Source organism: Streptomyces sp. NPDC041784 (assembly GCF_055591025.1).
In genome coordinates this window covers 117,678-131,083 of the sequence record NZ_JBVJAB010000024.1, presented here as the reverse complement: position 1 = coordinate 131,083, position 13,406 = coordinate 117,678, and the positions used below count along the sequence as shown (strand labels likewise).

At 70.8% G+C, this 13,406-nt stretch carries 12 protein-coding genes, 1 rRNA gene and 1 pseudogene; 6 read left to right on the top strand and 8 right to left on the bottom strand.

Annotated elements, in window-relative coordinates:
* Window positions 1–95 (top strand): 5S ribosomal RNA (gene rrf, locus ACZ6D7_RS36375); the annotation flags it as partial.
* 122 nt (window positions 96–217) lie between these two features.
* A complete protein-coding gene (locus ACZ6D7_RS36370) occupies window positions 218–781 on the top strand; it encodes a GNAT family N-acetyltransferase (protein WP_469500328.1) in 564 nt (187 codons plus the stop codon).
* Here ACZ6D7_RS36370 and ACZ6D7_RS36365 read toward each other — a convergent pair.
* The 6 genes from ACZ6D7_RS36365 to ACZ6D7_RS36340 all read right to left on the bottom strand — a co-directional run bounded on the left by ACZ6D7_RS36365 (window position 770) and on the right by ACZ6D7_RS36340 (window position 7,904).
* Window positions 770–2,284 carry a type IV secretory system conjugative DNA transfer family protein gene (locus ACZ6D7_RS36365; RefSeq protein ID WP_469500325.1) on the bottom strand — a complete coding sequence of 505 codons (1,515 nt, stop codon included), beginning with the start codon at window positions 2,282–2,284 and terminating at the stop codon, window positions 770–772. The genes ACZ6D7_RS36370 and ACZ6D7_RS36365 overlap by 12 nt on opposite strands.
* Window positions 2,285–2,297: 13 nt before the next feature.
* Window positions 2,298–3,713: an ATP-binding protein gene (locus ACZ6D7_RS36360; protein WP_469500323.1), complete on the bottom strand. Its 1,416-nt coding sequence runs from the start codon at window positions 3,711–3,713 to the stop codon at window positions 2,298–2,300.
* Between the two features lie 9 nt (window positions 3,714–3,722).
* On the bottom strand, window positions 3,723–5,282 hold the full coding sequence (locus tag ACZ6D7_RS36355) for an SCO6880 family protein (RefSeq protein ID WP_469500321.1): 1,560 nt from the start codon (window positions 5,280–5,282) through the stop codon (window positions 3,723–3,725).
* Window positions 5,279–6,625, bottom strand: a complete 1,347-nt coding sequence (locus ACZ6D7_RS36350) for a hypothetical protein (protein WP_469500319.1) — start codon at window positions 6,623–6,625, stop codon at window positions 5,279–5,281. The genes ACZ6D7_RS36355 and ACZ6D7_RS36350 overlap by 4 nt, the downstream gene beginning before the upstream one ends.
* Window positions 6,615–7,433: a DUF8175 domain-containg protein gene (locus ACZ6D7_RS36345; protein ID WP_469500316.1), complete on the bottom strand. Its 819-nt coding sequence runs from the start codon at window positions 7,431–7,433 to the stop codon at window positions 6,615–6,617. The genes ACZ6D7_RS36350 and ACZ6D7_RS36345 overlap by 11 nt, the downstream gene beginning before the upstream one ends.
* Before the next feature lie 162 nt (window positions 7,434–7,595).
* The gene (locus ACZ6D7_RS36340; protein WP_030795368.1) at window positions 7,596–7,904 is read right to left on the bottom strand and encodes a hypothetical protein; all 309 of its coding nucleotides are present in this window, start codon (window positions 7,902–7,904) and stop codon (window positions 7,596–7,598) included.
* Between the two features lie 76 nt (window positions 7,905–7,980).
* On the opposite strand from ACZ6D7_RS36340, the pseudogene ACZ6D7_RS36335 reads away from it, so the two are divergent.
* From ACZ6D7_RS36335 to ACZ6D7_RS36320, 4 genes and pseudogenes are all read left to right on the top strand, one after another.
* Window positions 7,981–8,733 (top strand): annotated as a pseudogene (locus ACZ6D7_RS36335) (GNAT family N-acetyltransferase); the annotation flags it as partial.
* Between the two features lie 76 nt (window positions 8,734–8,809).
* Entirely contained in the window at window positions 8,810–9,097 is a 288-nt protein-coding gene (locus ACZ6D7_RS36330) for a hypothetical protein (RefSeq protein WP_469500341.1), read from the top strand.
* A gap of 97 nt (window positions 9,098–9,194) precedes the next feature.
* Window positions 9,195–9,551: a trypco2 family protein gene (locus ACZ6D7_RS36325; RefSeq protein ID WP_469500314.1), complete on the top strand. Its 357-nt coding sequence runs from the start codon at window positions 9,195–9,197 to the stop codon at window positions 9,549–9,551.
* A 2-nt stretch (window positions 9,552–9,553) separates the two neighbouring features.
* On the top strand, window positions 9,554–12,967 hold the full coding sequence (locus ACZ6D7_RS36320) for a hypothetical protein (RefSeq protein WP_469500312.1): 3,414 nt from the start codon (window positions 9,554–9,556) through the stop codon (window positions 12,965–12,967).
* Here the strand turns inward: ACZ6D7_RS36320 and ACZ6D7_RS36315 are convergent.
* Together ACZ6D7_RS36315 and ACZ6D7_RS36310 are read right to left on the bottom strand one after the other, a co-directional pair.
* Window positions 12,961–13,218 carry a DUF397 domain-containing protein gene (locus ACZ6D7_RS36315; RefSeq protein WP_469500310.1) on the bottom strand — a complete coding sequence of 86 codons (258 nt, stop codon included), beginning with the start codon at window positions 13,216–13,218 and terminating at the stop codon, window positions 12,961–12,963. The genes ACZ6D7_RS36320 and ACZ6D7_RS36315 overlap by 7 nt on opposite strands.
* The gene (locus ACZ6D7_RS36310; RefSeq protein WP_469500308.1) at window positions 13,211–13,402 is read right to left on the bottom strand and encodes a DUF397 domain-containing protein; all 192 of its coding nucleotides are present in this window, start codon (window positions 13,400–13,402) and stop codon (window positions 13,211–13,213) included. The genes ACZ6D7_RS36315 and ACZ6D7_RS36310 overlap by 8 nt, the downstream gene beginning before the upstream one ends.
* Window positions 13,403–13,406 lie beyond the last annotated feature (4 nt).

Sequence of the window (13,406 nt, the reverse complement as noted above, 5' to 3'; positions counted from 1 at the left end):
AAACGCCCGGTTACATTCCGAACCCGGAAGCTAAGCCTTACAGCGCCGATGGTACTGCAGGGGGGACCCTGTGGGAGAGTAGGACACCGCCGAACAATCATTGTGGGAAACCCCGCACCATTATGGTGCGGGGTTTTCTGCGTTCAGGGCTTGGTGCGTCGGTGGGCGGCTGTATTTCGGGTGAGGTCCGTAGTACCCGGGTACTACGGTGACCGGCATGAACGACTTCGTTGTGCGGGGCATACGGGCCGAGGAGTGGGACTCGGTGAAGGCGCTGCGTTTGCTGGCGCTCAGGGATCCGGCGGCGCCGCTGGCCTTTCTGGAGACGTACGAGGACGCCGTCGAGCGGCCGGACTCCTTCTGGCAGGAGCGGGCCGCCGGGGCCGGCGAGGAGGCCCTCGGGGCGCGGCAGTTCGTCGCCGAGGCCGGGGACGGCGCGTGGGTGGGGACGCTGACCGTGCTGGTGGAGGAGGCGGGGACGGTCGACTGGGCCGGCTTTCCCGTCGAGCGGCGGCAGGGGCATGTCGTCGGGGTGTACGTGCGGCCCGAGTGGCGTGGGGGTGAGGTGAGCCGGGGGCTGTTCGATGCCGCGCTGGAGTGGGCGTGGGGGTTGGGGCTGGAACGGATGCGGCTCATCGTGCACGAGGAGAACGCGCGGGCGCGGTTCGCGTACCGGAAGGTGGGGTTCGTGCCGAGCGGGGTGACCGTGGCGCTGGGGGAGGACTCGGGAGAGTCCGAGCTGGAGTTCGTGCTCGACAGGCCCGGCGGGTCAGACCGGTAGTTCCTGGTGGGGCCAGCGGGCTCTGGCCTGTTCGCGGGAGCGGAGCAGGGCCAGGGTGGGCAGGCCGCGGTCGGCTCCGGAAGCGAGGAGGTCCGGGAGCTGGGGGAGCGGGGCCACGGCCGCGATGTCGTCGAGGACCAGGGTCAGTGGTGGGTCGAGGCGACCGGAGGATGACCGTTCGGCCATGCGCCGGCCGCGCTCGACCACGCTGGAGACGAGGGCCGTGAGGAGGGGCATGGCGCCGGGGTTCGTCCTGGGGTCCTCGATGGATTCGCCGACCACATAAAGCGTTCCCCCTTCGTCCACGAAGGAATCCAAGGCGAGGGCATCAGTTCGGTTTGGAGTGCATGCCTCGCGGATGTTGACGGTGGAGAGGGAGGAGAGGGCGCGGGTCGTCAGTTCGTGGGCGATGTCGCGGCGTTCGGGGTGCGCGGTGAGGGCGGCTTCGAGTTCGCCGGCGGAACCGGGGGCGGCCTTGGGGTGGGTACGGAGGGTGCGGACCGCATCCTGGACGCCGGTGCCCTGGCACCAGCGGTGGACGTGGCGGATGGTGCGGCCGTCGAGCGCGGCGGCGTGCAGGTAGCTGCGCAGGAGGGTCTCGGCGGTGTCGTTGACCGCTTGGTCCAGGCGGGCCGTGGGCTTCACGGGGGTGAGGAGGGCGGTGGCGCGCTGTGCCGCGGTGGCCTTGTCCTCGCAGCCGGTGGTGGGGGACCAGTGGAGGCGGGACGGGGTGTCGCAGAGGTGGGCGGGGTCGTACAGGTGGAGGGGGCCCAGTTTGGCTCTGGCGTCCTTGGTGTCCCCCCAGAGGGCGGGGTTGGAGGTGACGACGAGGGTGGGGCCCGCGGCGTCCTGGATGGCCTGGGTGGCGGTGGTTCTGCGGCTGCCGGGCGGGGCGTAGAGCACCGGGCCTTCGGTGCGGTGTGTCTCCCGGCCGCAGGGTCGTCCGTCCTTGGACAGAGAGGTGGCGGCTGTGGAGGGGGTGACTGCGGAAGGGGTGACTGCGGAAGGGGTGGCCGGGGCCGGGATCGACGGGAGTGCCTCGGTGGGGAGCGCCTCGGTCGCCGTGGGGGCGAGGTCTGTTATCGGTGCGGGTGCGGGTGCCGGCACCGGTGCGGGTGCGTCGTAGGCTCCCGCCTTCTTTCTCGCCCGTACCGCCTTCCAGCGGGCCAGCGTGCCCATGGTGAAGATGGTCAGGACGAAGAGGACCATCAGCTGGCCGATGAACAGGCCCCAGAAGAGGCCGTAGCCCGAGAGGGCGGACGCGTTCGCGTCGGGCCAGGCGCCCGCCATGTCGTGGGGCTCGGAGACGAGGTGGCGCATGGCCAGGGGAGTGCGGGCGAAGCCGAGGCCGGAGGGCCAGGCGCCGTGGGTGAGGACGGCGGCCAGGCCCGTGGCGGTCCAGGTCAGCAGGGTGATGCCGAGCAGGAACGCGAGTATGCCGATCAGCAGGCCGTCGGGGATGCCGCCGCCCTGGCCCCCGTGCCGCTCGTCACCCGGTCTCATGGCACCGCACCCCCTACGCCACCGTTGATTCCGAGTCGCCCAGGTGCTGTTCCATGAAGGCCGCCGCCCGCTCTTCCTGCTCCCGTTCGGCGGCGCGCAGGGCGTCGTCGGCGGCCAGGTGGTCGGCGGACGACTCCGTCATCGCGCGGTCCGTGAAGACCAGGGGGCGTTCCGTCTCCGTGACCAGGTGTTTGACGACCTGGACGTTGCCGTTGACGTCCCAGACCGCGATGCCGGGGGTCAGGGTGGGGATGATCTCCACGGCCCAGCGGGGGAGGCCGAGGACGCGGCCCGTGGCCCGTGCCTCGTCCGCCTTCTGGGCGTAGATCGTCCTCGTGGACGCCATCTTGAGGATCGCCGCCGCCTCCTTCGCCGCCGCGCCGTCCACCACGTCGGAGAGGTGGTGGACCACCGCCACGAAGGACAGGCCGAGGCGTCGGCCGAACTTCAGCAGGCGCTGGAACAGCTGGGCCACGAAGGGGCTGTTGATGATGTGCCAAGCCTCCTCGACCAGGAAGATGCGCTTCTTGCGGTCGGGGCGGATCCAGGTGTGCTCCAGCCAGACACCGACGATCGCCATCAGGATGGGCATGGCGATGGAGTTGCGGTCGATGTGGGAGAGGTCGAAGACGATGAGGGGGGCGTCGAGGTCGATGCCCACCGTGGTCGGGCCGTCGAACATGCCGCGCAGGTCGCCGTCGACCAGGCGGTCCAGGACCAGGGCGACGTCCAGGCCCCAGGCCCGTACGTCGTCTATGGCGACGTTCATCGCCTCCGCCGACTCGGGTTCGGGGTGGCGGAGCTGCTCGACGATGTCCATCAGGACGGGCTGGCGTTCGACGATCGTCTCGTTGACGTAGGCGTGGGCGACCTTGAGGGCGAAGCCGGAGCGTTCGTCCAGGCCGTGGCCCATCGCCACTTCGATGATCGTGCGCAGGAGCGCGAGCTGGCCCGTCGTGGTGATCGACGGGTCCAGGGGGTTCAGGCGGATGCCGTGGTCCAGGGCGGCCATCGGGTCCAGGCGGATGGGGGTTATTCCCAGCGCCTGCGCGATGAGGTTCCATTCGCCGACGCCGTCCTCGCCCTGCGCGTCCAGGACGACGACCTGGCGGTCGCGGAAGCGGAGCTGGCGCAGGACGTACGTCTTCTCCAGCGCCGACTTGCCGTTGCCGGACTCGCCGAGGACCAGCCAGTGCGGGGCCGGGAGCTGCTGGCCGTACAGCTGGAAGGGGTCGTAGATGTAGCCCTTCCCGGAGTAGACCTCGCGGCCGATGATCACGCCGGAGTCGCCGAGGCCCGGGGCGGCCGTGGGCAGGTAGACCGCCTGGGCCTGGCCGGTGGACGTGCGGACCGGCAGCCGGGTCGTCTCGACCTTGCCGAAGAGGAAGGCCGTGAAGGCGTCGGTGAGGACGGACAGCGGGTCCCGCATGTGAAGCCCCTACCTTCGGATGCCGGTGGCGAACGGGAGCGTGTTCACGAACGCGCGGTGGTGCTCGCGGTCGCACCACTCCAGCTTCAGGTACGACTTGCCCGCCGACGCCCTTATCGTGCGCTTGTCGCGGGCGAGGGCCTCGGGGTTACGGGAGGAGACGGTGATGTAGCCGACCAGGTTGACGCCGGCGGCGCCGGAGGCCAGGTCCTCGCCCCGCTGGTCGAGGCGGGAGTGGGCGGCGACGTCGCGGGGGTCGACGGTGCGGTTCATCTTGGCGGCGCGGCTGGCCTCGGCCTCGTCGTTGGTCTTCTCGGTCAGCATGCGCTCGATGGCGACCTCGGTGGGTTCGAGGTCCATCGTGACGGCGACGGTGCGGATGACGTCCGGGGTGTGGACGAGGAGCGGGGCCAGGAAGTTGACGCCCACGGGGGTCATCGGCCACTCCTTGACCCAGGCCGTGGCGTGGCACCAGGGGGCACGGGTGGCCGACTCGCGGGTCTTGGCCTGGAGGAACGTGGGCTCCATGGCGTCCAGTTCGGCCGGCCAGGCGTTGCGCCTGGTCATCGCCTGGATGTGGTCGATCGGGTGGTCCGGGTCGTACATGGAGTGGATGAGCGAGGCGAGGCGGCCTTGGCCGAGGGGCTGGCGGACGCGGATGTCCGCCTCCTGGAGGCGGGAGCAGATGTCCGTCAGCTCGCGCGCCATGACGACGGCGAGGCCGGCGTCGCGGTCCAGCTTGCGGCCGGCCTGGGGGCGGGCGGCGCGGGCCATGGCGTGCGCCTCGGCGGCCAGCTCGCGGGTGTAGTGCATACAGGCGACGAGGTAGGCGCGGTGCTGCTCGCTGCTCGTCGACACCATCGACTGGAGCTGGTCGTACGACGACTGGAGCCACGGCAGGGCCTTCTCGTCGCCGCGCTGGGCGACGTCCTTGGCGTGAGCGTCGGGGTCGGCGGGGAGGGTGCGGGCGAGCATCTGGAGGCGGGTGACGAAGCCGTCGCCGTTGGCCACGTGCTTGAGGAGGGTGCCGAAGCGGTCGACGAGGGCTTCCTGGTCCTCGCTGTCGCGCAGGCCGACGCCGGGGCCCTCGATCTCGATGGCGGCGGTGACCGTACGGCGGTCCGCGTGCAGGAGGACGGCGATCTCGTCGGGGCCGAAGGGGGCGGCCAGCCAGCTGATGCGGCCGATGCCCGGAGGCGCGCCGACCTCGATCTCCTCGCCGCCGATGCGGGTGCCGGCCTCCATCGCGCCGGAGCGGTAGGCGGTGCCCTTGCGCAGGCTGCGCTTGTAGCTGCGGTTGATCTCGAACCACTTGTAGAACGTGCGGTGCTTGTACGGCACGTAGACCGCGGCGAGCGCGATCAACGGGAAGCCGGTCAGCAGCACGATGCGCAGCGAGAGGACGGGGACGAGGAGCCCGCACATCATGCCGAGGAACGCGCCGACGATGATCAGCGCGATCTCGCCGGTCTCGCGGTTGCGGCCGACGATCGCGTTCGGCCGGGCGCGGCCGATCAGATAAGTGCGGCGGGGCGAGATCGCGTGGGACACGTGGGACTCGGTCGTCAACGCCCTTCACCTCCCGTGCGGTTGTTGCGGGTGTTGCTTGCGTGCGGTGTGTTCGCCGTGCTGCTCGTGCGGGGTGCGGGTGCGGCGGAGGGGACAGATCCGCCGCCCCCGTTCGAGGTGCGCGAGCTGTGTGCGGCGACGCCTCCGGAGGCCGGGTTGGCGGGGCGGGGGCCACTGGAGGTGGTTCCGCCGCCGTTGTTGTCGGCTCGGGTGCTGTGGGTCTTGATGCCCTGGGCGACGAGGGTCGCGGGGGAGCTGATGACGGCGGCGGCCTTGCCCTCGGCGCCCTGCATGATGCGGTTGTTGCGGGAGCCGGCGATCTCGTCGCCGAAGCCGGGGACGAAGCGGTAGATCATCGCGCTGGCGAAGATGGCGAGCAGGATGATGGACAGGCCGGAGACGACGGCGGAGAACGCGTTCGGGCCGTCGTCGGTGGAGAGGGCGCCGGCCAGGCCGAGGACTATCACGATGACCGGTTTGACCAGGATGACGGCGATCATGATGCCGGCCCAGCGGCGGACGTGGCTCCACAGGTTCTTGTCGACCAGGCCCGCGTAGACGACGGTGCCGAGGAGGGCGCCGACGTAGAGGAGGGCGGCGCGGATGACCAGCTCCAGCCAGAGGACGCCGGCGGCGAGGATCGACACGAGGGAGACGACGATCAGCATGATCGGGCCGCCGCCGATGTCCTCGCCCTTCTCCAGGGCGGCGGAGAAGGTGCCGAAGAACGTGTCGGTCTGGTTGCCGGTGGTCTTCGCCAGGACCTCGGTGATGCCGTCGGTGGCCGATACGACCGTGTAGAGGATCAGGGGGGTGAAGGCGGAGGCGAGGACGGTCAGCCAGAGGAAGCCGACGGCTTCGCCGATGGCGGTGGTGAGGGGGACGCCGCGGACCGCCCGCTTGGCCACGGCGAGCAGCCACAGCAGGAGGGTGAGGACGGTCGAGGCGGCGAAGACGACCGCGTACTGCTGGAGGAACTTGGGGTTGGTGAAGTCGACGTTCGCCGTGTCCTTGACGGCCTCGCTGAGCTTGTCGACGGTCCAGGCGGCGGCCTCGGCACAGCCCTTGGCGAGGGAGGAGAGGGGGTCGAGGGTGTCGGTTACGCCGGGGTTGGTGGTGGTGCCGGAGCCGGCGTTGCCCCGCTCGCAGTACTTCTTGGCCTCGCCGGAGATCATGCTGCAGTCGAGGGTGTTGGTGGGTGTGGGGGTCGCCGAGCCCGACGAGGACGGCGTCGGGTCGGGCGACGGGGCCGCGAAGGCACGGGTGGCCAGCAGCACGGCGGAGGTCTGGACGGCCGTGACGACTCCGGCGAGCCTGAGCAGGCGGCGCGGGTTACCGGGCATACGTGAACCCTCCGTACTCCTCGATGGCCTTGCTGATCTCGTCGGACGTGGCGGCCTGGTCGTCACCGGGGACCGGGGCGGGGCCGTTCTTCTGGGTGTCGGCGGCGATCTTCCAGTCGCCGTCGGCCCAGTTCAGGTCGAACGTCCAGGTCTTCCAGGACGAGGTGACGGGGTCGGTCGAGTCCGTGCCGGACATGCCGATCAGGCCGAGGTACCAGACGGCGACCTTGGCGGTGGTGTCCGAGTACGCCCGGACGGTCGTGCCCACGGGCACCACGCGGGAGACGAAGGTGTCGCCCTTCGGGGCGTTGCCCTCGGCGTCGAGTCCCATCTTGGCGAGGAAGTCGGCCGAGTACGCCTGGTCCATGGCGCTCTGGAGCTTGGCCGCGGCACCGGCGGTGTAGACGGTGTCGACCAGGGTGTGTCTGCTGTCCTTCTTGAACATGCCCGTCGAGCCCAGTGCCACGGCGTAGTTGGCGGCCGCCGACTGGACGCCCTGCTGGGTGTGGGCGAACCCCGACGGGATGCCGGCCTGCTTCCCTTCCACCGGCTTCGTGCCCGTCGCCGCCGTCGACTTCGTCTCCGGCTTGTTCGCCTCCGTGCTCGTCGTGGAGGAAGAGGAATCGTCTCCTCCACGGTTCGCGAAGGCGATGGCCGCGATGAGGAGGACGACGACGCCGACCACCGTGACCAGGCTGCGCGAGGACGAGCGGGCCGGGCGGCGGGCGCCGCCGTAGGGGTCGGCGTCGGGCAGGCGGACGCGGGTGCCCGTCGGTTCGCCGTAGTCGTGATCGTCGCCGGGAGTCATGCCGCGGACGCCCCCTCGCTGCCGTACCGGAACGCGTAGAAGTACGACGGTAGCCGTGCTGGTTCCCGCGCGGGCGCGGTGTGGTGACTCGACATCAGGGAAACGCAACCTCAGCCGGTGGGCACGACGGGTGGGTGGGGTGGAGGGGGCCGGGGAGCTCGGCTAGATGGCCATGCCGTACACGATCGTGAACAGCGTGCCGAGTGAACCGATGATGAAGACGCCCGTCAGGCCGGCGATGATGAGGCCCTTGCCCTGTTCCGCGCTGAAGGTGTCCCGGAGGGCCGTGGCGCCGATGCGCTGCTTGGCCGCACCCCAGACGGCGATGCCCAGGCAGAGCAGGATGGCCACGGCCATCACCACCTGGATCATCGTCTTCGCCTCGTTGCCCAGGCTGCCGAAGGGGCCCCAGTCCGGAGCGATCCCGCCGATGATGGTGTTGATGTCGCCCTTGTCGGCCGCAAACAGCATGTAAGTCACCGCCCCTGGTGGGTAGTTCCGCGTGTCCTCTGCGGTGTGCAGAGGTCAGGCCTCATTGTCGCCGACAATGCCGCCGTCGCATGTCGACTTGGCGTCATTGATGAGCGGGATTCGTATGAATGTCTCGTACGGTTACTCTGTGTATCACGGCAGGTCACCCCGGGCAATGAGGCCGGTGCGGAACCCTGGGTGTGGTTCCGTCGTTGACCCACTTCACGGCCCTGGACCGTTTCTGACGGCTGGTCGGGTGAGTGTCCGTCTTCATGTTCTCCGATGGTCTCATGACACCGATGGGCGAACGGCGAACGGGCCGTGGCACGATGCCGCGATGAACGCGGTCTCGCCTGTGCCTCCCGTCGTCCCCGCCGGTCGGATGAGCGGTGCCGAGCAGCCCGTGCTGGGGCTCGTGGCCTGGGGGCTGGAGCTGCGGCCCTGGCGGGCCTCGGACGCGGGGGCGTTGCTGGCGGCCGCGGGGGATCCCGGGATCCGGCAGTGGAATCTGCTGAGCGTCGCCGACCGGGACACCGCCGAGAGCCGGATCGCGCGCATGGGGGAGCGGTGGCGGGCCGAGACGGGGGCGATCTGGGCCGTCGCGCCGGAGGGCGGCGGGGACGTCGTCGGGCTCATCGGCTGGAACGACGTCGATCTCGCGGGCGGCAGCGCGGAGATCGTGTACTGGCTGCTGCCGCCGGCGCGGGGACGGGGCCTTGCCGTCCCCGCGGTGGAGCGGCTGACCCGGTGGGCCTTCGACGAGCTTGGCCTGCACCGGCTGCGGCTGTGCCACGCCGTGGGCAACGAGGCGTCCTGCCGGGTGGCCGGGAAGGCGGGGTACGCGTACGAGGGGACCATGCGGGGCGCGTTGCTGCATGCGGACGGGTGGCACGACCAGCATCTGCATGCCGTGGTGCGGGGGGGACGTGTGGGGGCGGGCGCACCGGGTCGCGGCCGCGGTCGAGGCCGCCCGGCCCGTCTGGGAGGCGTCCCGGGACACCGACGTGCTCCAGCGGTGGCTGAAGGACCACGGGTGCGACGGGGCCGAGGCGGTGCTGGTCACCAAGGCCCTGCTGGGGTGTTCGCTGGGGGAGGCCGGGCGGGCCTTCTTCTCGGCACCCTGCCGGCGGGCCGAGAGGGAGTTCCAGGAGGGGTTCGTGGAGGCGCTGGAGGAGGCAGGGCGGGAGTCGTGAGTGGGGCCGCGGCCTGTTGAGCCTTCGGGGCTCTACGCTCGGGGCGTGAACTTCCCTATTCTGGCGATTACGGGACGCACCGCCGAGGGGGAGGCACATGGGGGAGAACGCGGTGGAACTGGCCGATGCCATCGAGGCGTTGCGGGACAGTCTCGAGCGGGCCAGGAGTCGGGGAAACGGTCGGGCGGTGCGGTTCGACGTGGCGTCCGTGGAACTCAATCTCAGTGTGACGGTCACTCAGCAGGGGAAGGGCTCCGCGGGCATCCGATGGCATGTCCTCACGGCCGGTGGTGAGCGCTCCCGGGAGACGGAGACCGTGCAGTCGCTCACCCTGCAGCTGGCGCCGGTCGTCGTCGACGCCCAGGGGAGCCCGCTGCCGCCGGACGACCAGCGGATCTCCGACGGTGACGGCGCCGCCGCGCCGCGCGACGAGGCGCTGAACGACGCGGGCTGAGCATGGGGGCCGGGCGGGCGGGCGCGGTGGAGACCGGCCGCGTCGTCTGCATCCGCTACATCGACGGCACGGTGCGCCACGGCTCGGGCTTGTTCGTGTCCGCCGATGTCGTGCTGACGGCGGGTCATGTCGCCGTGGGCAGCGGTCATGTCGTGATGCGGGCGGACGGGGGCGATCGCCCTCCCGTCGAGCTCCGGGTCGTCCGGACGATTCGCACGGGGCGGGACGACGTGGACCTCGCGCTCCTCGTCGTCGAGGTACCGGTGAGCGGGCTGGAGACGCTGCGGTTCGCACGGGTGGACCGCAGCACGCTCGGGCGCATCGACGGCTGTACGGCCGTCGGCTTCCCCTGGTGGAGGATGAGCGGCGCGGACGGCGGGTCTCGTAGATCCGCTCAGCTGGAGGGCTACGTCCCCCTCGCCGAGGGTTTCGTGATGCCGGCCGCCGGGACACGTGCCGGGCCGCCGCTCCTGACGCTGGTCGGCGATCGGGCGCCCGCCGACCGGACGCCGGGCGCCCGTGCGCCGGGTGAGGCACCCACGGAACCCCGGTCGCCCTGGGGCGGAATGTCCGGCGCGGTCGTCCTGGCGGGGCCGCCCGACGCGCGGCGCGTGCTGGGCGTGGTGACCTCCGCCAACGCGGCGGCCGGCCACCAGTCGCTGACGGTCACCCCCGTGGCGGCGATAGAACACCTGGACCGAAGGGACGGCATACGGTTCGCCGAGGCGCTGGGATTCGACGAGGTGCCGGAGTTCGAGGTCCTCGTCCCCCGGCTCACGGACGACGACCGGTGGGTGGGGGACCCCGTCACCGACTGTCACCCCGTCCGCCATCTGCACGTCCACCCCTCCGTCGCCGGCGGCAGCTCGACCGGCGCCCGCTACGACCCCCTGCCCAGCTACGTCGGACGCCGTCACGACGACGAACTGCGCGCGCGTGTCGCCGAGGTCGCCCAGGGAGAGACCGACGTGGTCGTCCTTGTCGGGCGGTCGTCGACGGGGAAGTCGCGGGCGGCCTACGAGGCGGTCCGCGCGGTCCTGCCCGACTGGCGGCTCTTCTTCCCCAGCGATCCGGGCGAGCTGATGGAAGCGGTGAGAAGTGGCCGGGTCGGGCCACGCACCGTCCTGTGGCTGGACGACGCCTGGCAGCTCCTCGCGAACGACTCCGCCGAGCAGGTCGCCGTCGCCCTGGAGCGACTGCTGCGGCCCGGACAGGGGCCCTTCCTGGTCATGGCGACCGTGTGGCCGGAACATTGGGACGCCATCGAAAGGGACCAGGTGCGCAAGACGGCCCACCTCCTGGCCAGATACCGGTGCGTCCGCGTACCGGACGACTTCTCCGAGGACGGAGGGGAAGAGCTGGACCGCGCCATCGCGTACGACCCGGCCATCCGCGAGGGCGTCGAGGCGGTCGGCAGGAACGGGAAGCTGACCCAGTACCTGGCCGGTGGGCCGCTGTTGGTCAACTACTACGAGACACGGTCGGGGCTGCACCGCCGGATCCTGGACGCGGCACTCGACGCCTCGCGCATCGGCCTGCGGACTCTGACGAGGGACCTGCTGGAGGCGGCCGTCGCGGACGGTGAGCACGACGCGGCCGAGTGGACCGACGCCCTGCGCGAGCTGACCGGGGCCGAGCCCATCGCCCCCCTGCTGATCTCCCGGTCGGGGACGGGCGAGGACGTCCACGAACTGGCGGACTACCTGGCGCAGCACGCGGGAGACCTGCTCGTCGGGCCCGTCGCCCCCGGTGTGTGGGAAGCGGCGGTTCTGCACGCCACGGGCTGGGAGCGGTGGGAAGCGGCGGGGCACGCCCACGACTGCCACTTCCTCCGGATCGCGACGCTGCTGTGGTCGGACCACGGCCGCCTCCGGCTGAACGGCTACGCGGCCGAGAAGATCCACGCCATCGAGAGAGGCATGCCCGACCTCCCCGAGGTCGCTCCGCCCTGGGCACCCCTTGAGCCTTCCGGACTGTTGATGTTCTTTGTGTACGTGGCCCTCCTGTTCTACCTCTGGGTGACCGGCAACTGGGCCTCCGGCCCCATGGTTGTGGCGTTCTTCGGTTACCTGCTGGCGTCGGTCGCCGGCTGGGCCGTGCGCCGACGCCATCCACAGCTGTGGATCGACGTGTTCCTCAGGCGTTCGGCGGAGGCGGCCGCGGAGGCTTCTCGGCGTGCGGAGCGGCGGAAGGACTTCGTGCGGGCCGCGTTCTGGGCACGGCACGAGGTACGCCTCTGCCGCGGCAGTGACGCGGAGCGGAGGGCGCGGCTGAACTACGCGCGATGTCTGGAGGCGGTCGGCCGGATCGATGACGCCGTGGAGCTGTTTCCTCCCGAGGAGGACATCGACGCGATCTGGGTGGGGCGGCAGATCACCAGCAGCGGCTTCTCGCTGTCCGGTTCATGGTTGGAGGAGAGCCCGCCCCTGATGCTGCTGCGCGCGGGCCGGCGGTCCGACGCGGCGGAGTGGCTGAGACGCGCGGCCACGACACACGGCGACGTCATGTATCTGACCTGCGGACTGGTGGAACTGCTGGCGGACATAGGGCGGTACGACGAAGCGGTGGACTGGCTCGACCGCGTCCCACCGGGCAAGGGATCGGTCAACCGGACCCTGATGGAGAAGCTGGTCCAGGGCGGCAGACTGCGCGAGGCGGCGGACTTCGTGCGGAGGGAGGCCGACGGCCGAAGACACAAATTCCTGGTGTTCGCCTCCGTCCACCTGGTCGATGCGCTGGAGCGGGCCGGGGAGACCGACGTGGCCGAGGAGTTGCTGAGGGCCTTGTTGGAGCCGGTCGGGCACTACGACAAGAACCTGCTGCCCGCGTCCAATCCCCGCCTTCGGCTGGCCCTTCTGCTGGCGGACCACGGCGCGGAGGCGGAGGCGGACGCCCTGTACCACGACGAAGTACGCCGGGCGGTGCGGTCGGGGGACAGCGACGATCTGACCTCGGTCCGCTTCCAGTACGGCCTCTTCCTGGCCCGCCGGCGCAGGGTCGCCGACCTCGCGCGGCTGGGCGGGTTCCGGGAGATCGAACAATGTGTGCTCAGGACTCTCGTCGACCCGGAGGGCGGTTGGTGGTCGCGGTCCGAGTCGTTCGACGTCCTTGAGCTGGCCCGATCCCTGGAAGTCACCGGCCGGATCGACGACGCGATTCACCTGCTGTCTACGTTTGTCCGGTGCGCGTTGCAGCGCAGGGGCGTGAACTCGTTCTACAGCGCTCTCACCGGGGTGCTGGCCCGTGCCGGGCAAGGCGAGGAGTGCTACCTCCTGTGGACCTACGGCATGGAGCCGGACGGCTCCGCCACGAGACCGTGGCACCCTGACGCCACCGCCCGGGGGCTGTTCACCGGCCGGGCGTTGCCGTCTGGGGAGTTTCTGCAGAACTTCGCCGTTCTGCACGACACCTACTGACCGTGCTGAGCGGACAGGTCCACGCCCTCCACGAAGTGGTCGAACTCGCCTGCCTGGACGCCGAGGACGAAGGCGTCCCACTTGCGGCGGTTCGTGGTGACGACGTTGTCCGGGTCGCTGGTCTCGCGGAGGTAGACGGGGGCCTCGCCGTCGTCGCCCTCGCCGAAGGCGATCTCGATCCAGGGTCCCGGTCCGGTCGCCTCCGGCGGGGCGGCGCGGATCCAGGTGAGGTCCGGGGGGATGTCAGACATGGGGGGTGTCCTTTTTGAGGGTGGTGAGGAGGGCGGAGAGGGCGGCGGGGGTGGTGGTGAGTATCGCGGCGGTGGGGTCGCCGGATTCGGTGAGGTGGACGGTGGCGGGGGCGCCGGTGGCTATGTGGACACAGGAGTTGCCCTGCGCGCAGTAGGACGACTTCTGCCAGGAGAGGGCGGGCATGGGC

Excerpts from the sequence above, each read along its gene's own strand:
- ACZ6D7_RS36370 (WP_469500328.1), top strand. The coding sequence starts at position 218 with ATGAACGACTTCGTTGTGCGGGGCATACGGGCCGAGGAGTGGGACTCG.
- ACZ6D7_RS36365 (WP_469500325.1), bottom strand. The coding sequence starts at position 2,284 with ATGAGACCGGGTGACGAGCGGCACGGGGGCCAGGGCGGCGGCATCCCC.
- ACZ6D7_RS36360 (WP_469500323.1), bottom strand. The coding sequence starts at position 3,713 with ATGCGGGACCCGCTGTCCGTCCTCACCGACGCCTTCACGGCCTTCCTC.
- ACZ6D7_RS36350 (WP_469500319.1), bottom strand. The coding sequence starts at position 6,625 with ATGCCCGGTAACCCGCGCCGCCTGCTCAGGCTCGCCGGAGTCGTCACG.
- ACZ6D7_RS36345 (WP_469500316.1), bottom strand. The coding sequence starts at position 7,433 with ATGACTCCCGGCGACGATCACGACTACGGCGAACCGACGGGCACCCGC.
- ACZ6D7_RS36340 (WP_030795368.1), bottom strand. The coding sequence starts at position 7,904 with ATGCTGTTTGCGGCCGACAAGGGCGACATCAACACCATCATCGGCGGG.
- ACZ6D7_RS36330 (WP_469500341.1), top strand. The coding sequence starts at position 8,810 with ATGCCGTGGTGCGGGGGGGACGTGTGGGGGCGGGCGCACCGGGTCGCG.
- ACZ6D7_RS36325 (WP_469500314.1), top strand. The coding sequence starts at position 9,195 with ATGGGGGAGAACGCGGTGGAACTGGCCGATGCCATCGAGGCGTTGCGG.
- ACZ6D7_RS36320 (WP_469500312.1), top strand. The coding sequence starts at position 9,554 with ATGGGGGCCGGGCGGGCGGGCGCGGTGGAGACCGGCCGCGTCGTCTGC.
- ACZ6D7_RS36315 (WP_469500310.1), bottom strand. The coding sequence starts at position 13,218 with ATGTCTGACATCCCCCCGGACCTCACCTGGATCCGCGCCGCCCCGCCG.
- ACZ6D7_RS36310 (WP_469500308.1), bottom strand. The coding sequence starts at position 13,402 with ATGCCCGCCCTCTCCTGGCAGAAGTCGTCCTACTGCGCGCAGGGCAAC.